Annotated in this window: 19 protein-coding genes; 12 read left to right on the top strand and 7 right to left on the bottom strand. The window is 65.2% G+C overall.

Features of this window, described 5'->3' with window-relative positions; all coding sequences use genetic code 11:
* The first annotated feature begins 3 nt into the window (after positions 1-3).
* Positions 4-1,335, top strand: coding sequence for a 3-phosphoshikimate 1-carboxyvinyltransferase (gene aroA / locus JWJ88_RS08335; RefSeq protein WP_205293650.1), 1,332 nt, complete (start codon positions 4-6; stop codon positions 1,333-1,335).
* Between the two features lie 176 nt (positions 1,336-1,511).
* Here the strand turns inward: aroA and JWJ88_RS08330 are convergent, their stop codons facing one another.
* Positions 1,512-3,407, bottom strand: a complete 1,896-nt coding sequence (locus JWJ88_RS08330) for a propionyl-CoA synthetase (RefSeq protein ID WP_205293649.1) — start codon at positions 3,405-3,407, stop codon at positions 1,512-1,514.
* Between the two features lie 238 nt (positions 3,408-3,645).
* Positions 3,646-5,925 (bottom strand): NADP-dependent malic enzyme, encoded by a 2,280-nt coding sequence (locus tag JWJ88_RS08325; RefSeq protein WP_205293648.1) that lies wholly within the window; start codon positions 5,923-5,925, stop codon positions 3,646-3,648.
* 172 nt (positions 5,926-6,097) lie between these two features.
* Here JWJ88_RS08325 and JWJ88_RS08320 point away from each other — a divergent pair, with 172 nt between their 5' ends.
* The 6 genes from JWJ88_RS08320 (at position 6,098) to JWJ88_RS08295 (ending at position 11,666) form a co-directional block, all read left to right on the top strand.
* On the top strand, positions 6,098-6,493 hold the full coding sequence (locus JWJ88_RS08320; RefSeq protein WP_205293647.1) for a cytidine deaminase: 396 nt from the start codon (positions 6,098-6,100) through the stop codon (positions 6,491-6,493).
* The gene (locus JWJ88_RS08315; RefSeq protein WP_205293646.1) at positions 6,490-7,770 is read left to right on the top strand and encodes a thymidine phosphorylase; all 1,281 of its coding nucleotides are present in this window, start codon (positions 6,490-6,492) and stop codon (positions 7,768-7,770) included. The genes JWJ88_RS08320 and JWJ88_RS08315 overlap by 4 nt, the downstream gene beginning before the upstream one ends.
* Entirely contained in the window at positions 7,767-8,951 is a 1,185-nt protein-coding gene (locus tag JWJ88_RS08310) for a phosphopentomutase (RefSeq protein ID WP_205293645.1), read from the top strand. The genes JWJ88_RS08315 and JWJ88_RS08310 overlap by 4 nt, the downstream gene beginning before the upstream one ends.
* Positions 8,948-9,916 (top strand): adenosine deaminase, encoded by a 969-nt coding sequence (locus JWJ88_RS08305; protein WP_205293644.1) that lies wholly within the window; start codon positions 8,948-8,950, stop codon positions 9,914-9,916. Before JWJ88_RS08310 ends, JWJ88_RS08305 begins: the two co-directional genes overlap by 4 nt.
* On the top strand, positions 9,913-10,548 hold the full coding sequence (gene upp / locus JWJ88_RS08300; protein ID WP_205293643.1) for a uracil phosphoribosyltransferase: 636 nt from the start codon (positions 9,913-9,915) through the stop codon (positions 10,546-10,548). The genes JWJ88_RS08305 and upp overlap by 4 nt, the downstream gene beginning before the upstream one ends.
* Before the next feature lie 71 nt (positions 10,549-10,619).
* Positions 10,620-11,666 (top strand): SPOR domain-containing protein, encoded by a 1,047-nt coding sequence (locus tag JWJ88_RS08295; protein ID WP_205293642.1) that lies wholly within the window; start codon positions 10,620-10,622, stop codon positions 11,664-11,666.
* A 7-nt stretch (positions 11,667-11,673) separates the two neighbouring features.
* On the opposite strand, the gene JWJ88_RS08290 is transcribed toward JWJ88_RS08295, so the two are convergent.
* From JWJ88_RS08290 to JWJ88_RS08280, 3 genes are all read right to left on the bottom strand, one after another.
* The gene (locus JWJ88_RS08290; RefSeq protein ID WP_205293641.1) at positions 11,674-12,693 is read right to left on the bottom strand and encodes a hypothetical protein; all 1,020 of its coding nucleotides are present in this window, start codon (positions 12,691-12,693) and stop codon (positions 11,674-11,676) included.
* A gap of 339 nt (positions 12,694-13,032) precedes the next feature.
* Positions 13,033-13,938 (bottom strand): RNA polymerase sigma factor RpoH, encoded by a 906-nt coding sequence (gene rpoH, locus JWJ88_RS08285; protein WP_205293640.1) that lies wholly within the window; start codon positions 13,936-13,938, stop codon positions 13,033-13,035.
* Between the two features lie 66 nt (positions 13,939-14,004).
* Complete coding sequence (locus tag JWJ88_RS08280) at positions 14,005-15,030, bottom strand: RluA family pseudouridine synthase (protein WP_205293639.1); 1,026 nt, start codon at positions 15,028-15,030, stop codon at positions 14,005-14,007.
* On the opposite strand from JWJ88_RS08280, the gene JWJ88_RS08275 reads away from it, so the two are divergent.
* Complete coding sequence (locus JWJ88_RS08275; protein WP_322984001.1) at positions 15,029-15,334, top strand: DUF6476 family protein; 306 nt, start codon at positions 15,029-15,031, stop codon at positions 15,332-15,334. The two genes, JWJ88_RS08280 and JWJ88_RS08275, sit on opposite strands and share 2 nt — an antisense overlap.
* On the opposite strand, the gene JWJ88_RS08270 is transcribed toward JWJ88_RS08275, so the two are convergent.
* Positions 15,325-15,579 (bottom strand): accessory factor UbiK family protein, encoded by a 255-nt coding sequence (locus JWJ88_RS08270; protein WP_205293638.1) that lies wholly within the window; start codon positions 15,577-15,579, stop codon positions 15,325-15,327. The genes JWJ88_RS08275 and JWJ88_RS08270 overlap by 10 nt on opposite strands.
* Before the next feature lie 126 nt (positions 15,580-15,705).
* Between JWJ88_RS08270 and lgt the strand changes: the two genes are divergently transcribed.
* From lgt to pgeF, 3 genes are read left to right on the top strand one after another with little or no spacing between them, the layout of a single operon-like run.
* Positions 15,706-16,596 (top strand): prolipoprotein diacylglyceryl transferase, encoded by an 891-nt coding sequence (gene lgt / locus JWJ88_RS08265; protein WP_205293637.1) that lies wholly within the window; start codon positions 15,706-15,708, stop codon positions 16,594-16,596.
* Complete coding sequence (locus JWJ88_RS08260; protein WP_205293636.1) at positions 16,593-17,669, top strand: class I SAM-dependent methyltransferase; 1,077 nt, start codon at positions 16,593-16,595, stop codon at positions 17,667-17,669. Before lgt ends, JWJ88_RS08260 begins: the two co-directional genes overlap by 4 nt.
* A complete protein-coding gene (gene pgeF, locus JWJ88_RS08255) occupies positions 17,653-18,417 on the top strand; it encodes a peptidoglycan editing factor PgeF (protein ID WP_205293635.1) in 765 nt (254 codons plus the stop codon). Before JWJ88_RS08260 ends, pgeF begins: the two co-directional genes overlap by 17 nt.
* A gap of 54 nt (positions 18,418-18,471) precedes the next feature.
* Here pgeF and JWJ88_RS08250 read toward each other — a convergent pair whose 3' ends face one another.
* Complete coding sequence (locus JWJ88_RS08250; protein ID WP_205293634.1) at positions 18,472-18,972, bottom strand: Lrp/AsnC family transcriptional regulator; 501 nt, start codon at positions 18,970-18,972, stop codon at positions 18,472-18,474.
* 163 nt (positions 18,973-19,135) lie between these two features.
* Here JWJ88_RS08250 and trxB point away from each other — a divergent pair, with 163 nt between their 5' ends.
* The gene (gene trxB / locus JWJ88_RS08245; RefSeq protein WP_205293633.1) at positions 19,136-20,152 is read left to right on the top strand and encodes a thioredoxin-disulfide reductase; all 1,017 of its coding nucleotides are present in this window, start codon (positions 19,136-19,138) and stop codon (positions 20,150-20,152) included.
* Positions 20,153-20,167: the final 15 nt, after the last annotated feature.

Raw genomic sequence — 20,167 nt, 5'->3', positions numbered from 1 at the left:
TTGATGTCACATTCTGCCGAACCGCTTCCGATGACCGCCCGGCGCTCGGGTCCCCTGACCGGCACTGCCAAGGTGCCGGGCGACAAGTCGATCAGCCATCGCGCGCTGATCCTCGGTGCCTTGTCAGTTGGTGAAACCCATATCACCGGCCTGCTGGAAGGGCAGGATGTGCTGGACACCGCCAAGGCCATGCAGGCCTTCGGCGCGCAGGTTCAGCGTCTGGACGAAGGCGAATGGCGCGTGAATGGCGTCGGCATTGGCGGCTTTGCCGAGCCCGAGGGCGTGATCGATTGCGGCAATTCGGGCACCGGCGTGCGGCTGATCATGGGCGCGATGGCGACGACACCGATCACAGCCACCTTCACCGGCGATGCCAGCCTGTCGCATCGCCCGATGGGCCGGATCACCGACCCGCTGGAGCTGTTCGGCTGCGAAGTCACCGCGCGCGAAGGCAAGCGCCTGCCCGTGACCATCAGGGGCGCGTCCGAGCCGGTGCCGGTGCGTTACAAGACCCCGGTCGCCAGCGCACAGATCAAATCCGCGATCCTGCTGGCCGGGCTGAACGCCCCCGGCGAAACCGTGGTGATCGAAACCGAGCCCACCCGTGACCATACCGAACGCATGCTCGCCGGCTTCGGCGCCAGCATCCGCACCGAAATCACCGATGAGGGACGGGTGATCACCCTCAAGGGCCGGCCCGAGCTGAATCCGCAGCCGGTTGCGGTGCCCTGCGACCCTTCCAGCGCGGCCTTCCCGGTGGCGGCGGCGCTGATCGTGCCGGGCTCCGAAATCCGCGTGCCGGGCGTCAGCCGCAACCCCACCCGCGACGGGCTATTCGTCACGTTGATCGAGATGGGGGCCGACATCCGCTTTGAAAACAACCGCGAAGAGGGGGGCGAGCCGGTGGCCGACCTCGTCGTTCGCCACGGCCCGCTGAAAGGCGTGACCGTTCCGCCCGAACGTGCCGTCAGTATGATCGACGAATTCCCGATCCTTTCCGTGATCGCATGCTTTGCCCAAGGCACGACCGTTATGCAGGGCGTGCATGAACTGCGGGTCAAGGAAAGTGACCGGATCGACGCCATGGCGGTCGGCCTGCGCGCCAATGGCGCCGAGGTCGAGGATACGGCCGACACCATGACAGTTCACGGCAAGGGTGTGCTTGGCGGTGGGGCCACCTGCGCCTCGCATCTGGACCACCGTATTGCCATGTCCTTCCTGGTGGCGGGCCTCGCCTCGGAACGACCGATCAGCGTTGATGATGGCGGGCCGATTGCCACCTCTTTCCCCGACTTTCTGCCGCTGATGCGTGGCCTTGGGGCGCAGATCGACTAAAGAAAAGGGCGCCGTCCAAAAGCGGCGCCCGTATCCTAATACCACATCTCCACAATCAGCAGCGACGGCCTTGACGCCCACCGCTTCTTCGTTGCCCAAATACCCAAATCCGGCCGGGCAACCGAACCAAGGGCGCCACGACGCGCCCCGGTCGCCGGATGAGCCTCGGCTCGTCTTCAGGCAGCGCCGGGATATCCGATCCCGGCCAGCGCCTCGCGGATCTCATCCAGAATGACCGGATCGTCGATGGTGGCCGGCGGCTTGAAGCTTTCGCCATCGGCGATCTTGGCCATGGTGGCGCGCAGGATCTTGCCTGAGCGCGTCTTGGGCAAGCGGTCTACTACGCAGGCCGATTTGAAAGCGGCGACCGGGCCGATTTTGTCGCGCACCAGCTTCACCACATCCTTGACGACCTGGTCATGCGATGTCGTCGCCCCGGATTTGAGACACAGGAACCCGACCGGGGATTGCCCCTTCAGGCTGTCCGCTACCCCGATCACCGCGCATTCCGCCACATCGGGGTGCGAGGCCAGCACTTCCTCCATCGCGCCCGTCGAAAGCCGGTGGCCGGCGACGTTGATCACGTCATCGGTGCGGGCCATGATGTAAAGATAGCCGTCCTCGTCGATATAGCCTGCATCGCCGGTCTCGTAATAGCCGGGGAAGTGGTCAAGATACGACTTGCGGAACCGCTCGTCCGCATTCCACAGCGTCGGCAGGGTGCCGGGGGGCAGGGGCAGCTTGACGGTGATCGCGCCCAAGGTGCCGGCGGGCACGGGATTGCCGCCTTCGTCCAGCACCTGAACGTCATAGCCGGGCATCGGGACCGAGGGGCTGCCCAGCTTGGTTGGCAGAATTTCGACGCCAATGGGGTTGGCGGCAATGGCCCAGCCGGTTTCGGTTTGCCACCAGTGATCGACCACCGGAACCCCCAGATGCTCTTGCGCCCATTTCACCGTATCGGGATCGGCACGCTCGCCAGCCAGAAACAGCGCCTGCAGGTCATGCAGTTTATAGCGCCGGATCCATTCCCCGTCCGGGTCCTCGCGGCGGATGGCGCGCAGCGCGGTGGGGGCGGTGAAAAAGCTTTTGATGCGCAGGTTCTGGATGATGCGCCAGAAAACCCCAGGGTGCGGCGTGCCGACAGGCTTGCCTTCGAAGACCACGGTGGTCGCGCCGGCGATCAGCGGCGCGTAGCAGATATAGGAGTGCCCGACGACCCAACCCACGTCCGAGGCGGCCCAGAAGCGGTCGCCGGCCTCGATATTATAGACGTTCTTCATCGACCATTGCAGCGCCACCAGATGGCCGGCGGTGTGGCGCACCACGCCCTTGGGCTGGCCGGTCGTGCCCGAGGTATAAAGGATATAGGCGGGATGGTTGCCCTCGACCGGGACACATTCAGCGGGCTTCACGCCGTATTGGAAGCCGTGCCAGTTGAAATCGCGGCCCTCGACCAGCTTCGCCACCTCTTGCTCGCGCTGGAAGATGACGCAGAATTCCGGCTTGTGGCTGGCCATGTCGATGGCGGCGTCAAGCAGCGGTTTGTAATGTACGACGCGGTTCGGCTCCAACCCGCAAGAGGCGGCGATGATCGCCTTGGGCTGGCAGTCGTCGATGCGCACCGCAAGCTCGTTCGCGGCAAACCCGCCAAAGACCACGGAGTGGATGGCGCCAAGGCGGGCGCATGCCAGCATCGCCTCCAGCGCCTCGGGGATCATCGGCATGTAAATAATGACGCGGTCGCCCTTTTCGATACCGCGCATCCGCAGGGCGCCGGCCAGCGAGGCGACGCGGTCCCGCAATTGCTTATAGGTGATGCCCTTGGTCGAAAGCGTGATCGGGCTTTCGTGCTGGATGGCGACCTGGTCGCCGCGACCAGCCAGAACATGGCGATCCACCGCGTTCCAGCAGGTGTTCACCAGCCCGTCCGAAAACCATTCATAAATCGGGGCCTTGTCGTTAAACAGCGCCTTCGAGGGCTTGCGCTCCCAGTCGATGGCTTCGGCCGCTTGCATCCAGAAGCCCTCCGGATCAGCCTGCCAGGCGGAATAAATGTCCCGATATCCCATGAAACAACTCCTCCCCGAGTGGATGGGGCGGAGTTATGCGCGGCAGAAAGCGGGGCGCAAGGATGTTAACGCCCACAGTCGGGGGTGCGACAAAATATTTTGCAGAATCTCGGTGCAGTTCACCGCATCAATTTGCAAATGCCGGGTAACTTTGCTTTAGGGTGAAAATCCCGGGGCATTTTGCAAAATTTGTGGCAGGTCGCGATAGAATCACCGCGACCTGCCCTGTATTCGGCCATTACCGGTAATGATCGACCGGGGTCCCGGCGATCGCGCTCATGTTCAGCAGGCCACGGGTGCTGATCGAGGGCGTCACGATATGGGCGCGGTTGCCCATCCCCATCAGGATCGGCCCCACCTCCAGCCCATTGGCCTTGAGCTTCAGCGCATTGCGCACGCCCGAGGCCGAGTCGGTGCCGGAAAAGACCAGCGTGTTGGCCGCGCCCTCAATACGCGAATGCGGCAGCAGGCGTTCGCGGATGGCGGGGTCGAGCGCCGAGTCGACATGCATTTCGCCATCAAAGATGAAATCGACGCCGCGCGCCTCAAGGATCTCCATCGCGGCGCGCATCTTGCGGCCCGATTCAGTGTCGAGATTGCCGAACTGCGAATGGCTGCACAGCGCGACCTTTGGGGTGATGCCAAAGCGGCGGACGTGGCGGGCAGCGCCGATGGCGGCCTCGGCGACCTGTTCCGGGGTCGGGGCGTGGGTGACCTGCGTGTCGGCGATGAAAAGCGGCCCGTCCTGCAGGATCATCAGCGACAGCGCGCCGTGGGGGCGTAGCCCGTTGCGGGCAAGGATCTGGGTAATATAGTTCAGGTGCCAGCTATATTGCCCGAAGGTGCCGCAGATCAGGCTGTCGGCTTCGCCCCGATGCACCATGACGGCGCCGATGGCGGTGGTGTTGGTGCGCATGATGGCGCGCGCGATGTCGGGCGTGGCGCCGCGACGGGCCATCAACTCGTGATAGGTGCCCCAATAGTCGCGATAGCGCGGGTCGTTTTCGGGGTTCACGATCTCGAAGTCGCGGCCGGGGCGGATCGGCAGGCCGGCGCGTTCGGCGCGCATCTCGATGACCTCGGGGCGGCCGATCAGGATGGGGGCGTCGGTGGTTTCCTCCAGCATGGCGTTGGCGGCGCGCAGCACCCGCTCGTCCTCGCCCTCGGCAAAGACGATGCGGCGCTTGGCGGTGGCGGCCGCCTCGAACACCGGGCGCATGATTAGAGCCGAGCGGAAGACCGAGCCGTCAAGCTTGCGCTTATAGCCGGCGATATCGTCAAGCGGCCGGGTGGCAACGCCGGTTTCCATCGCGGCCCGGGCCACGGCGGTCGAGACGACGCCGATCAGCCGCGGATCGAAGGGCTTGGGGATCAGGTAATCCGAACCGAACGTCAGCGTCTCGCCACGATAGGCCATGGCCGCTTCGGCGCTGGTGGTGGCGCGGGCCAGCGCGGCGATACCCTCGATGCAGGCAAGCTGCATCTCATCGTTGATCGTGGTTGCGCCCACGTCCAGCGCGCCGCGGAAGATGAAGGGGAAGCAAAGGACGTTGTTGACCTGATTGGGATAGTCGCTGCGGCCGGTGGCGATGATGGCATCCGGCGCGACCGCACGAACGTCTTCGGGCAGGATTTCGGGTGTGGGGTTCGCCAGCGCGAAGACGACCGGACGCTTGGCCATCTTGGCCACCATCCCGGGCGTCAGAACGCCGGGACCGGACAGGCCCAGGAACAGATCCGCGCCCTCGATCACCTGATCCAGCGTGCGCAGGTCGGATTTCTGCGCATATTCCGCCTTTTGCGGGGTCATTTCTTCGGTGCGGCCCTCATAGACAAGACCGGCGATGTCGCAAAGCCAGACGTTCTCGCGTTTTACGCCCAGCTTCAGCAGCATGTTGAGGCAGGCAATGCCGGCTGCGCCGCCGCCCGTCGAGACGACCTTGATATCCTCGAACCGTTTGTGGGCGATGTGCAGCGCATTGGTTGCTGCCGCGCCGACGACGATGGCGGTGCCGTGTTGGTCATCGTGAAAGACCGGGATGTTCATGCGCTCGCGGCACAGCTTTTCCACGATGAAGCAGTCGGGGGCCTTGATGTCTTCCAGATTGATGGCGCCGAAGGTCGGTTCCAGCGCGCAGACGATCTCGGCCAGTTTCTCGGGGTTTGATTCGTTCAGTTCGATATCGAAACAGTCGATATCGGCGAATTTCTTGAACAGGACGGCCTTGCCCTCCATCACCGGCTTCGAGGCAAGGGCGCCGATATTGCCCAGCCCCAGAACGGCGGTGCCGTTGGTAACGACGGCGACAAGATTTCCGCGAGAGGTATAGCGCGCGGCAGTGGCGGGATCGGCCTTGATTTCCAGACAGGCTTCGGCCACGCCGGGCGAATAGGCGCGGCTCAGGTCGCGGCCGTTGGCAAGGGGCTTGGTCGCGCGGACCTCCAGCTTACCCGGGCGCGGGAATTCGTGATAATCCAGTGCCGCCTGCCGGGCGTTATCCTGCCTGCGTTCTTCCATGCCAGAGCCTCTCCTCTCAATATGGTTCAGCGTTAAACTATTTTTTTGGCGGGGAACAGAGGGCATTGCAGACAGCGGCGGTCCGGCGCTGGTTCGTGCCGCTCTTGCATCGGGGGCGGGGCGCGCGCAAACTTGCATTCCGGTCGGCAGGGGCAGGTGAAAGGCGGGAATGATGGCGCTTTTGGACGCGGCGCGCGAGGTGCGCGAAAGGGCCTATGCACCCTATTCTAACTTCAAGGTCGGCGCGGCGGTGCGCGGGGCCTCGGGCCGGATTTATGCCGGCTGCAACGTCGAAAACGTGGCCTACCCCGAGGGAACCTGCGCCGAGGCCGGCGCCATCGCCGCCATGGTCGCGGCGGGCGAGACCGAGATCGTCGAGGTCGCCGTCATCGCCGACTCGCAAGGCGCGGTGCCCCCTTGCGGCGGCTGCCGGCAAAAACTGGCCGAGTTCGGCCGACCCGAGACTCCGGTGCTGTTGGCCACGACGCGGGGCGACGAACTTGCCACCACCATCGGCGAGCTGCTGCCCGGCCGCTTTGGCATCAGCCATATGTCGGGCACGGAATGAGCCCAGCCGACCCGCGCCCGGTCATCGCCGCCGTTCGCGACGGCCGGGGTCTGGATGCGGCGGGTGCCGTGTTGATCGCGCGCGGTCTGGCCGACGGTTCGGTCAGTGATGCCCAGGCCGGGGCCTTTGCCATGGCGGTGCTGACGCGCGGTCTGGATGAGGCGGGCCGGGTGGCCTTGACGCGGGCCATGCGCGATTCCGGTCAGGTATTGGCATGGGACCTGCCGGGGCCTGTGGTGGACAAGCACTCGACCGGCGGCATTGGCGATACGGTCAGCCTGATCCTTGCCCCGGTGGTGGCGTGCTGCGGCGCCTATGTGCCGATGATTTCAGGGCGTGGGCTGGGGCATACCGGCGGCACGCTGGACAAGCTGGAGGCCATCCCCGGCTTTCGCACCGCTTTGCCCGAGAATGATTTTCGCCGCGTCGTGGCCACGGTGGGTTGTGCGATCGTGGCGGCAGGGCGCGATCTTGCGCCGGCCGATGCGCGGCTTTACGCGATCCGCGATGAAAGCGCGACGGTGGGCTCGATCGACCTCATCACCGCCTCGATCCTGTCCAAGAAGCTGGCGGCGGGGCTGGATGCGCTGGTGCTCGACGTCAAACAGGGCAGCGGTGCCTTTTTGCGCAATCCAGAGGCCGCGCTGACCTTGGCACATGCGCTGGTCGATACGGCGAATGGGGCTGGCTGCCGCACCCGCGCCTATGTCACCGACATGGATCAACCTCTGGCCCGCGCAGCCGGCAATGCGCTGGAACTGCGCGAGGCCATTGCCGTGCTGACGGGCGGGCAGGGGGCGCTGCGCGATCTGTCGCTGGCTTTGTCCTCGGCCTGCCTGTCGCTGGGTGGTGCGTCCGGCGATGCCTTGCGGGCGCTGGAAAGCGGTGCAGCAGCCGAACGATTTGCCCGCATGGTGGTGGCGCAGGGTGGGCCCGTCGATCTGTTGGATCACCCTGACCGCCATCTGCCCACAGCGCCCGTGGTGCGCGTCGTGCCGGGTCAGGGCCGCGTCGCCGCCATCGACACCGAGGCGCTTGGCCATGCCGTCGTGGCGCTTGGCGGTGGGCGGCTGCATGCCGGTGACAGGATCGACCCGCGAGTGGGGCTTGCAGAACTTTTGCGCATCGGCGAAGAGGCGGGCCCGGATCGCCCTCTGGCGCTGGTCCATGCCGCCTCGGAGGCGGCGGCCGAGGCGGCAGTCGCCACCGTTGCGGCCGCCTATCTGCTGGGCGATGGCCCGGACCCCGGGCCATTGATCCGCAACGAGGTGACATGACCGACAGACGCGCCTTTCTGATCGTGATGGATTCGGTGGGCATAGGTGGCGCCCCCGACGCTGCCGGTTTTTTCAACGACGACCGGCCCGATACGGGGGCGAATACCGTCGCGCATATTGCCCAGACGCGCCCGCTGGCGCTGCCGCATCTGGATGCGCTTGGGCTTGGCGCGGCGATCCGTCTGGCAAGTGGCGCAGTGGCGCCCGGCCTTGGCGCCGTGCCGCAGGGGATATGGGGGGCGGCGACCGAGGTGTCGCGCGGCAAGGATACCCCCTCGGGTCACTGGGAAATCGCGGGCGTGCCGGTGCCTTGGGACTGGCATTATTTCCCCAACACCCGTCCCGCCTTTCCGGCCGAGTGGAGCGAAAGCATCGCGCGCGCGGCAGGCACCGACGGCATCCTTGGCAATGAACATGCCTCGGGGACCGAGATTGTCGCCCGGCTTGGGGCCGAACACCTGCGCTTGGGCTGGCCGATCTGCTATACCTCGGCCGACAGTGTGCTGCAGATCGCTGTGCATGAAGGGGTCTTTGGCCTGGAGCGGCTTTATCGGCTTTGCGAGGACGTGGCCGCCATGGTCCACCCGATGCGCGTTGGCCGGGTCATCGCGCGGCCCTTTCTGGGGGCCGAGGGTAGCTTTGCCCGCACTCCGAACCGCCGCGATTATGCCATTGCCCCGCCGGGGCCGACGCTTCTGGACATTGCGCAACAGGCCGGGCGCGAAACACATGCCGTGGGCAAGATCGGCGACATCTTCTCGCATCGCGGTATCTCGCAACTGCACAAGGGCAAGTCCGATGCCGATCTGGCCGGTCACCTGCTGGCGCTGGCCGATGAAGCCCGCCCGGGCAGCCTGACATTCGCCAATTTCGTGGAATTCGACAGTCTTTACGGCCATCGCCGCGATGTGGCCGGCTATGCGGCGGCGCTGGAGTGGTTCGATGGCGTCGCCGGGGCGCTGATCGCGCGCCTACGGCCGGGGGATCTGGCGATCTTTACCGCCGATCATGGCAACGATCCGACCTGGGGCGGCACGGATCACACGCGCGAGCGCGTGCCGGTGCTGGGCTGGGGCTACGGCGCGCGTGCCGTTGGAAAGGTGGGCTTTGCCGATATCGGTGCCTCGGTTGCCGTGCATCTGGGCCTTCCAGCCGTCGGTCCGGGGAGGTCTTTTCTTTGAAGTCGTTGAAAAAGATCGAATTGCACCTGCATCTTGAAGGCGCGGCTCCGCCCGCTTTCATCCGTTCGGTCGCTGCCGAGAAGGGTCAGAACATCGATGGCATCTTCGATGAGCGCGGCGCTTATGTCTGGCGGGATTTCAGGCACTTTCTGCGCGTCTATGAGGCCGCGGCGTCGGTCCTGACCACGCCGCGCGACTATGCCCGGTTGCTTTCCGAGGTGTTGGCGCAATGTGCCGATCAGGGCGCGATCTATGCCGAGCTTTTCGTCTCGCCCGAGTTCTGCGGCGGCGCTGATCTGGCGGCCTGGCGCGACTATCTGGCCGCCATGGAAGAGGTCGCGGCGCAGGCCGAATGTGACGGCATCGCCAGCCGCGCCGTCCTGACCTGCATCCGCCATCTGGATCCCCAGCGCGCGCGCAAGACGGCGATTTGCGCGGCCGAAACCTCGGGTGGGTGGGTCGCGGGCCTTGGCATTGCCGGTGCCGAGGATGTGGGTGAACTGGCCGATTTCGCCTGGGCCTTCGACTGTGCGCGCGAGGCGGGGCTGGGCCTGACCGCCCATGCCGGCGAATGGGGCGGCCCGGATTCCATCCGCGATGCGCTGGCGCTTGGCGTGACCCGTATCGGCCACGGCATCCGTGCCGTCGAGGATGCGCAGTTGATGCGCGATCTGGCCGAACAACATATCACGCTTGAGGTCTGCCCCGGCTCGAATCTGGCGCTTGGGCTGGTGCCTGACTGGCCCGCCCATCCCATCGCTCGGCTTGTCGATGCCGGTGTGTGCGTCACCGTTTCGACCGACGATCCGCCATTTTTCCACACCACGCTGTCGCATGAATATCAACGGCTTGCCGACGCGTTCGGTTGGGCTGAGGCCGAGTTTCGGCAGATGAACCTTTGGGCCGTCGAGGCGGCCTTTTGCGACCAGACCACCAGAACCCGCCTGCGAAAGGAACTGACATGACCCAAGCGCATCTGACCATCGTCGATCATCCGCTGGTTCAGCACAAGCTGACCCTGATGCGCGATAAGACCACCTCGACTGCCGGTTTCCGCCGTTTATTGCGCGAAATCAGCCTGCTCTTGGCTTATGAGATCACGCGTGAGCTGGAAATGACCACGGTGCGCATCGAAACTCCGCTGTGCGGGATGGATGCGCCGACGCTGGAAGGCAAGAAGCTGGCGCTGATCTCGATCCTGCGGGCCGGGAATGGGCTCATGGACGGGATTCTGGAACTGATCCCAGCCGCGCGTGTGGGGTTCATCGGGCTTTACCGCGACCCCGAGACCCTGCAACCAGTGCAATATTACTCCAAGGTTCCCAATGAGTTGGACGCACGTATGACCATTGTGGTCGATCCGATGCTGGCCACGGGGAACTCTTCGGTTGCGGCCATCGACCTGCTCAAGGCGAAGGGCGCGCGCAATCTGCGATTCCTGTGCCTGCTCGCCACGCCCGAAGGGGTGGCGCGCATGCGCGAGGCTCATCCGGACGTGCCGATCGTAACCGCCGCGCTGGACGAGCGGCTGGACGATCACGGCTATATCTGGCCGGGACTGGGCGATGCCGGAGACCGGATGTTCGGGACAAAATGAGTCTGCGTTAACCGGCTCTTCAGCGCTTAGGTCCTATCACCGGGTCAGGATACCGATTCGGGGATGGGACGATGCGCGCAATTCTGTGGCTCATGCTGGCGTTCTGGCCGGGGTTTGCGGTGGCGCAGGACTTCCGTCCGGCGGAAGAGCCACCGGCCGATTTTCCATCCCGCCAGTATATCGACAGCCGCGGCTGTGTCTTTTTGCGCGATGATTCAGGGGGCTGGGGCGCGCGCCTCGCGCGCGACGGCACATTGATCTGTGGCTATCCCCCCACGCTGTCGGCACGCGGGCTGGACGGCAAGGCCAGGTTGCGGGCGCTGGACCCGAATGCCGGACGAAGTCGTGCCGAGCTGGTGGAGGAGGCGCTGTCGCTGAAAATCATCACCAACCTGCGCCCCGGTGAACTGGCCAGCGACCCCCGCCCGATGGAGCGTCTGCCGGATCTGGGCCCAGAACCCCATTCATCTGCGCCTTCGGATACATTGCGGGCGGCTTTGGCGGCGGCGCCCGCCTTGCGCCAGAACATGGGTGGGGCGCTGCAGCCCAACCGTCGGCTGTGTAGTCTGCTGGGCTATGATGACGAGCCGGGCAAGGCGGCTCTCAGCGACCCCACGCAGGGTTATTGCGCGGCACTGCCGAAATCCGAACTGTCGCGGCTCAGTTTCATGCGTCCGGTGGGCAGCAGTGCCGGGCCCGGCGAAAGCGCGCCTCTCACCTTGCCTGCCGCCGGGGCTGTCGAAGCGTCAGAACCTGTGCAGGTCATGGCAGTCCGGCCACCGCGAGCTGGAGGCGGAAAACCTGCCGCCATGGCAAAGGCTGTCGCGACGCCTCGGGCCAGCCCTGATGCACCTTCCAAGCCGGTAACGCCTTCGGTTGGCATGATTCCGGCTGGTGCGCGCTATGTGCAGATCGGCACTTTTGCCAATGCGCAAAATGCCGAACGCGCCGCCGGGCGCGTTGCGGAGATGGGTTATCCAGTGTTGCGCGGGAAGGATCGGGTTGGTGGGCGCGATGTGCAGTTTCTCATGACCGGGCCCTTTACCGACCGCGAAACCATCGTTCGTGCGCTCGACGCCATCCGCAAGGCGGGATTTGGCGATGCCTTTCCCCGCTGACCCGCGATCATTGGTCGCAGATTTCCTGCAGCGCCACCCACTCGCGCTCGCTCAACACGGGCCGGGGCTCGGCCGTGCGAAAGGGGTCGGCCTCGATCAGGCCCAGTACCGCTTCGCCCGTTGGGTCCAGCGAGCGGGCATAGGGTTCGCTGGAGATTCCGGCGCGGGTGAAATAGGCCAGCAGCGGTTCATCATCCGGGCGTGGCACCGCATCGGCCAAAAGCTTTTCGCCATAGCCCGACAGGGATTTCGCGGGCAGCGTCCCGGCAGTCAGCAGATGGAAAGTCGCCCGCGGTCCGGCATGGCGCAGCGCGGCCAGCAGGGGATCATCGCGCACTGCCGCCGCCTGTGCGGCCAGGATATGACCGGCCGCGACCTCGGGCGTCACCTGTCGCTCGATCAGATCTTCGCCGATGACGGTAAATGGTCCCGGCAGGCGCAGCGCGCCGCCCAAGCTTGCGGGCACCACGATGATCTGCGCATCCGGGCCGATCAACCGCATCGCCAGCTTTTGCCGCACCATATCACCAGCCGGACGCGAACATGGGTTACCGGTCGTCTTGGCGATCTCGGCCAGGACCATCCGCCCGATCTCGGCCCGTTGTGCAGGGGGCGCGATATCGGCGGCGTGGCGCACCAGTGCGGGCGGCACCCAGAACACCGCCAGCAGCGCCATGACGGCTGCCGCGCCCAGCATCAACCCGCTGCGCAGTCGACCGGGATGCGGCTTGCTTGCCTCGATGACCTGATGAACCTTGGAAATGGCCGAGATCATCAACTCGTCGTCGATTTCCAGTTCTTCGCCGGCATCGACGCCGCCGGGGGCATAGCGCGCCGGCAGCTTGCCGGGGTTAAGCCGCATTACCGCGGGCAGCGACCAATGCGCCAGCGGCATTTCCGAGCGCGGATCGGTCAATATCAATGTCGCGTCCCCGAAAGAGACGATCACATCGCGCAGCTGCGATTTGGGCGTCTCGCGCCAGATTCCTGCGGCTTCAAGCCGTTGATATTGGTTCAGCGCCGTCATGTCCGCGCCACCGGCCTTTGCTTTCCTGTCCCGACCATAATCCACGCCGGGCTTCGGTCAACTCTGCCCGTTGTCACGATAATTTCCAACCTGCTACCGCAGAGAAACCGGTTGGAGCCGGGAAAACTGCGCGGATTTTTCGGCTGCTGCAAGTCGGGCCGCAACGGCACTGCAATGCTTTCCGGCACTGCGAAGCTCGCCCGTCTTCCGGCGGCTCTACGGGGGCGTATCCGTCCGACGGCCAACTCCTCGGGTTTCGTAATCCGTCCCCGACACCCGCGCCGTAGGGGACCCCATTCTGACAGGCCATGGAAAGGACGCGCCGGCAGCAATCGCGGATCAGGCGGTTTCAGGCACGGTCATGCCTCTTTCGCGCGCCAGTTCCCGGATGCGGTTTTGCAGCTTCTCAAAGGCCCGGACCTCGATCTGACGGATGCGCTCGCGCGAAACCGCGTAACGTGTCGAAAGATCCTCCAGCGTCATTGGATTGTCGCGCAGCCGACGCTCCATCAGGATGTCCTTTTCGCGGTCGTTCAGCACATCCATCGCGGCGATCATCATCTCGCGCCGGGCCGACATTTCGTCAGCCTCGGCAAAGGCTTCGGCCTGGTTTGCGTCCTCATCCTCCAGCCAGTCCTGCCATTGCGCGGTCGATTCGCCGTCGCCCGACCCGACAGTCGCGTTCAGCGAGGCATCGCCGCCGGACAAACGACGGTTCATGTCGATGACTTCGCGCTCGGTCACGTTCAGGTCATGGGCGATCTGGGCGACATTCTCGGGGCGCAGGTCGCCTTCCTCCAGCGCACCCAGCCGCGACTTGGCCTTGCGCAGGTTGAAGAACAGCTTTTTCTGCGCCGAAGTGGTGCCCATTTTGACCAGCGACCAGGACCGCAGGATATATTCCTGGATCGAGGCGCGGATCCACCACATCGCATAGGTCGCAAGACGAAAGCCTTTTTCGGGGTCAAAGCGTTTCACCGCCTGCATCAGGCCCACGTTCGCTTCGGAAATGACCTCGGCCTGCGGCAGGCCATAGCCACGATACCCCATGGCGATCTTGGCCGCGAGCCGCAGGTGGCTGGTGACCAGCCGCTGTGCCGCCTCGGCGTCCTCATGATCGACCCAGGCCTTGGCCAGCATGTATTCCTCTTCCGGTTCCAGCAGAGGGAACTTGCGGATTTCCTGCAAATAGCGGTTCAGCCCCTGTTCGGGGCTGGGTGCCGGAAGGATCTGATAGTTCGCCATTTGAAAATTCCCTGTCCCGCACTTTGGCGGGTAATTGTGAACGCTATCGGTGCGGTCCGGGTTCCGTCAGACCAGCTCGCCGCGCAGTATCGCCAGCAATCCGGCCATGTCGGGCGGCAACGGGCTGGCAAAGGTCAGCGTCTGGCCGCTGACCGGATGTTCAAACCCCAACTCGGCCGCATGCAGGGCCTGCCGGGAAAAGGCGGCGATGGCATCGGTTGCATCCGTGCCCAGCACCTTGGCCGAGGCCCGCCTGTTCCCACCATAAACCGGGTCGCCGATCAGGCCCAATCCCGCATGGGCCATATGCACGCGGATTTGATGGGTGCGCCCGGTTTCCAATCGACATTCGACCAGCATGGCGGCCGGAGGCGTGCCGAAAGCCTCGATCACCTTGGTGCGGGTCACGGCATGGCGGCCGTTATGAAAGCTGACTGCCTGACGCTGCCGGTCGCCGGGGTGGCGGCCGATCAGGGTGGCGATCCGCAGCACGCTGCCCGGTTCGAAGCTGATGCCCGGCAGGCCGCGCAGCCTTGCGTCGGCAGCGTCGATCATGCCGTGGGCAAGGGCCAGATAACGACGCCGCGCCGTGTGGTCGGCGAATTGCCGTGCCAGCCCCTGATGAGCCCGGTCGGTTTTCGCCACCACCAGAAGGCCCGAGGTTTCTTTGTCAATGCGGTGCACGATGCCCGGCCGGGCGGCCCCGCCGATCCCCGACAGACTGCCTGCGCAATGCGCCAGCAGGGCATTCACCAGCGTGCCTGATGGTGCGCCGGGTGCGGGATGCACCACCATGCCGGCGGGCTTGTCCACGACGATCAGGTCCGCGTCCTCATAGGCAATCGCCAGCGGTATCGGCTCGGGCTGCGCCTCGAGCGGCTCGGGCGCACCGATCAGGACCCGGTAGTCGCCGGTCTCGGCCCGGGCCTTGCCGTCCGTTACCGGGCCGGAGGGGCCAAGAACCGCGCCCTCGGCGATCAGTTTCGTCAGGCGCGAACGCGACAGCGCCGCCTGCTCTGGCGCGGCAAGGGCAAGCGCCTTATCAAGACGCTCGGACAGACCTTCGGGAATGGTGATAAGGATTTCGGCCATGGCACGGGATGATAGGCTGGATGCAGGACCAGAGGAAGCGCTGCCGATGCTGCGCTGGTTGCGCATGCTGGTGACCGCGCTGGCGGTGGTGATGGGTCTGGGCATGCTGGTGATCGCGGCGCTTTTATGGTTGCGCCTGTCGCAGCCGCCGCTGCCGGAATTGCCCGAGCAGATCGTTTTGCCCGAAGGGGCGCACCCCGCCGCCGTCACTTTCGCCCGCGATTGGCTGGTGGTGGTGACCGAAACGGGCGAGGTGCTGCTGTATGACAAGCAAGGGCGGCTGCACCAGCAGGTTCAGCCCTGAGCGTCCGTCTTGCCCTCAAGCGCGTCAAGGCGTGCGCGCAGTTCGGCATTCTCGGTCCGGGCCTTGATCGCCATCTCGCGCACGGCCTCGAATTCCTCGCGGGTGACGAAGTCCCGCTCGGCCAGCCATCGATCGATCCAGCCGTTGAAGGCGGTCTGTGCCTCGTCCTTGGCGCCTTGGGCCACGCCCATGGCATTGGTCATCAATTTCGAGAGATCGTCGAGAATGCGGTTGTTTGCGGTCATGGCGGGCCTTTCGGTTCAGCGAGACCCCCTATATGGCCCCGGTGGCGCTGCTGTTCAATTGCCTGACGGCAGCGGTTGACACAAGACCGCCCCCGCGTAGCCTGCCCGCGCCGAAACGAGGAGCTCATGATCCCATTTCCCGACATTTCGCCCGAGATCTTTACCATCCATCTGCTCGGCATGGAGTTCTCGCTGCGCTGGTATGCGCTGGCCTATCTGGCCGGGCTGCTGATCGGCTGGCGCATTATCGTCGCGCTGATGCGGCGCCCGCCGCTCTGGGGCGATCAACCCCCGATGCGCCCCGAGCAGGTCGAGGAGTTGCTGACCTGGGTCATTGCCGGCGTGGTGCTGGGCGGGCGGCTGGGGTTCGTTCTGTTCTACGAGCCCGGCTATTATCTGGCCAATCCGGTGCAGATCCCGGTGATATGGCGCGGCGGGATGTCCTTTCACGGCGGGTTTCTGGGCGTGGTGCTGGCGTCCTGGTGGTACTGCCGCCGCCATGACATCCTGGCGCTGCGGCTGGCGGATGCGCTATCGGTGGCGACTCCCGTGGGGCTGGGCCTTGGCCGGCTGTCGAATTTCATCAATGCCGAGCTTTGGGGCCGGCCGACCGATGCCCCTTGGGGCGTAATCTTTCCGGGAGAGGCGGCGCAGAATTGCCCTGGCATCGTCGGCCCCTGCGCGCGGCACCCCAGCCAGCTTTACGAGGCCGGGCTTGAGGGCGTGGTGCTGGCCGCCGTTTTGTTCCTGTTGGTTCGCGCCGGGGGCTTGCGTCGTCCGGGGCAGGCGCTGGGGGTGTTCCTGATGGGTTATGGTCTGTCGCGTTTTGTCGTCGAGTTCTTCCGGCAGGCAGATGCGCAATTCATCACGCCGGACAATCCGCTGGGCCATGTGCTGGGCGGTCCGGTTTGGGGCGTGACCATGGGGCAGTTGTTGTCGCTGCCGATGATATTGGTCGGGCTGGCCTTCCTGATCCGCGCCCGGATGCGGCCGGCCCTTTCGCACGGCGCGACATGACGCCGCTGGCGCGACTGATCGCCGCGCGCATCCGGCTGTCCGGCCCGATGCCTCTGGATGAATACATGCGGCTTTGCCTGCTGCATCCCGAACATGGCTATTACGCGACGCGCGACCCTTTCGGCGCCGCGGGCGATTTCACCACCGCGCCCGAGATCAGTCAGATGTTTGGCGAGATGGTGGGGCTGGCGCTGGCGCAATCGTGGCTGGATCAGGGGTCGCCCAGCCCCTTTACTCTGGCCGAGATTGGCCCCGGGCGGGGCACGCTGATGGCCGATATCCTGCGCGCCATTCGCGTGGTGCCCGGCATGGCCCGGGCGGCCCGTGTCGCCTTGGTCGAGGCATCGCCGCATCTGCGCCGGGTGCAGAACGAAAAGCTTGGCGAAATCGACCATCTGGACGGTGTTTCGCAGTTGCCGCAGGCCCCGCTGTTTCTGGTTGCCAATGAGTTTTTCGATGCCCTGCCGATCCGTCAGTTCCAGCGAGTCGGGAAGGGATGGGCCGAACGGGTCGTGGTTCTGGACCCACAGGGCGGATTGGAACTGGGGCTGGCCCCGGTGAGTGACGAGGCGCTGGGGTCCCGCCTGCCGTCCCTGACCGATGGGGCGATCCATGAATTCTGTCCCGATGCCGTGCCGATCGCCGCGCAGGTCGCCGGGCGAATCGCCGCGCATGGCGGCTGTGCCATCGTCATCGACTATGGTGGGTGGAACGGGCAGGGAGATACCTTTCAGGCCCTGCGCCGCCATTCCCCCGAGGGGCCTCTGGCCAATCCGGGCGAGGCCGACCTGACCGCGCATGTGGATTTCGCGCCGCTGGCCATGGCGGCGCGTGCTGCTGGCGCCCGCGCTTCGCGTATGGTCACGCAGGGCGAATGGCTGTTGCGGCTGGGCATCAGGGAACGTGCGGAACGCTTAGCGCAGGCGGGGGATGCCGGCGCGATGGCTGCGCTTCATCGCTTGACCGCGCCCGGGGAAATGGGTCACCTGTTCAAGGTGCTGGCCTTATGGGCTCGCCATGCGCCCGTGCCTGCTGGATTCGAGCCCCTGGACGAAGATGCAGACGACGCTTGAGATTCTGACCCACCCGCTGCTCACCTCGGTGCGGCATGGCTTTTTCACGCGGCGCGGGGGCGCCTCTTCCGGGCTGTTCGCGGGGCTGAACTGCGGCTACGGCTCCAGCGATCAGGCAGAGATCGTCAGCATCAACCGCGCCCGGGTCGCCAAGGCGATGGGCGTGCCTTCCGGCGGGCTTGCCACCGTGCATCAGGTTCATTCGGCCGAGATCGCCGTGCTGCGGCAGGGCGACGACCCTGCTGATCTTGCCCGCATCCGCGCCGACGGCATCATTACAGACCAGCCTGGCGTGGCGCTGGCGGTTCTGACCGCCGACTGCCAGCCGATCCTGCTGGCCGACCCGGAAGCCCAGGTGATCGGGGCCGTTCACGCCGGATGGCGCGGCGCGCTTTCGGGCGTGATCGAGGCGGCGGTGGGCGCGATGAACGATCTGGGCGCAACCCGCATCCGCGCTGTTATCGGCCCCACGATCAGCCAGCGCGCCTATGAGGTGAGCGAGGATTTCATGGACGAATTCCTGGTCGAAGAACCGGATTATCACCGTTTCTTCGCCGGAGGGCCAAACGGGCGGCCGATGTTCGACCTGCCATCCTTTGGGCTGATGCGGCTGCGCGAGGCAGGGGTCGAGGCGGAATGGACCCGGCATTGCACCTATTCCGATGCCGACCGCTTTTTCTCTTATCGCCGCAGCACGCATCAAAAACAGGCGGATTACGGCCGGCTGATCTCGGTCATCGCGCTTTAAAAGGCGATCCCGGGCGGGCTGCGCCATGCATCATGCCGGGTTGGTCTTGCGCCCTTATCCCAGCGCCGCCACGCGTTCCTCGACTACGCTGAAGGGCACGCCCGGTTCATCCTTGGCGCAGCGGATCACCAGCGAGGTCTTGACCGAAGCCACGTTCGGCGCCGAGGTCAGTTTTTCCGTCAGGAATCGTTGAAAACTGGGCAGATCGGGCGAGACGCATTTCAGGATAAAGTCGATTTCGCCGTTCAGCATGTGGCACTCGCGCACCAAGGGCCAATCGCAGGCCAGTGCCTCGAATGCGGACAGGTCGCGTTCGGACTGGCTGTGCAGGCGCACCATGGCAAAGACCTGCACCTCGAAGCCCAGTTCGCGGGCGTCGATATCGGCGTGATAGCCGCGAATATAGCCCGTCTCTTCCAGTGCACGGACCCGGCGCAGGCAGGGCGGGGCGGAAATGCCGACGCGACGGGCCAATTCGACATTGGTCATGCGGCCGTCGGCTTGCAGTTCCGCCAGAATTTTGCGGTCGATCTCGTCAAGTCTGGCGGCGGTCATCAGGTCTCCTGTCTTGCCAATGCGGCAAAAAACATGCCGGAAACTATCCCGCGAGGTCGGATTGCGCAACATTCTTTCCACCGATACGGGAGACGGCCTTGTGGATTGCATGCCGGGCCGGTGGTGATTAGCTAAGGCAGCGCCAAGCGAAAGGTTTCCTCCGATGTCCCATGTCCCCGCCGAGATTGCCGCCGACACCAGCCTTCCCGCGCATAGCCGCGTGCTGATCGTGGGCTCGGGGCCGGCCGGCTATACCGCCGCCGTCTATGCCGCGCGCGCCATGCTGTCGCCGGTGCTGATCCAGGGCATGCAACCGGGAGGTCAGTTGACCATCACCACCGAGGTCGAGAATTGGCCCGGCGAAACCGAGATCCAAGGCCCCGACCTGATGGTCCGGATGGAGGCGCATGCCCGCGCCATGGGTGCCCGCATCTTTGTCGATACCGTGACGCGGCTGGACCTGAAGCAGCGCCCCTTCGTGGCCGAGCTTGATTCGGGCGCGCGCATCACTGCGGATGCGGTGATCCTTGCGACCGGGGCGCAGGCGCAATGGTTGGGCATCCCGTCCGAAGAGAAATTCAAGGGTTTCGGCGTTTCGGCCTGTGCCACCTGCGACGGTTTTTTCTATCGCAACCGCCAGGTGGTGGTGATCGGTGGCGGCAATACCGCCGTGGAAGAGGCGCTGTTTCTGACCAATTTCGCCAGCAAGGTGACGCTGGTTCATCGCCGCGACAGTCTGCGGGCCGAAAAGATCCTGCAAGAGCGGCTGTTGCGCAATCCCAAGATCTCGATCCTGTGGGATCATGAACTGGTCGAGGTTCAGGGTGACGAGCAGCCCTTGGGCGTGACCGGCGTCAAGGTCCGCCATGTCCGGCAGGGGACCGAGCAGGTGCTGCCTGCGGATGGCGTCTTTATCGCCATTGGCCATGCGCCGGCCTCGGAACTGGTCAAGGATCAATTGGAGTTGCATCACGGCGGCTATGTCACGGTCGAGCCGGGCACGACGCGGACGTCGATCCCCGGCGTCTTTGCAGCGGGCGACCTGACCGATCACATCTATCGTCAGGCGGTGACCAGTGCTGGCATGGGTTGCATGGCCGCGCTGGATGCCGAGCGTTATCTGGCCGAGCATGACATGGCAGGCGCGCCGAACCCGCATGCGGCCGAGATCCCGGCCTGAAGGGCGGGCAGATTT

Source organism: Paracoccus methylovorus, from assembly GCF_016919705.1.
In the GTDB taxonomy this organism is placed as follows: domain Bacteria; phylum Pseudomonadota; class Alphaproteobacteria; order Rhodobacterales; family Rhodobacteraceae; genus Paracoccus; species Paracoccus methylovorus.
Note: the sequence above shows the minus strand (reverse complement) of the source record. Positions and strands in the feature narration are given on the sequence as shown.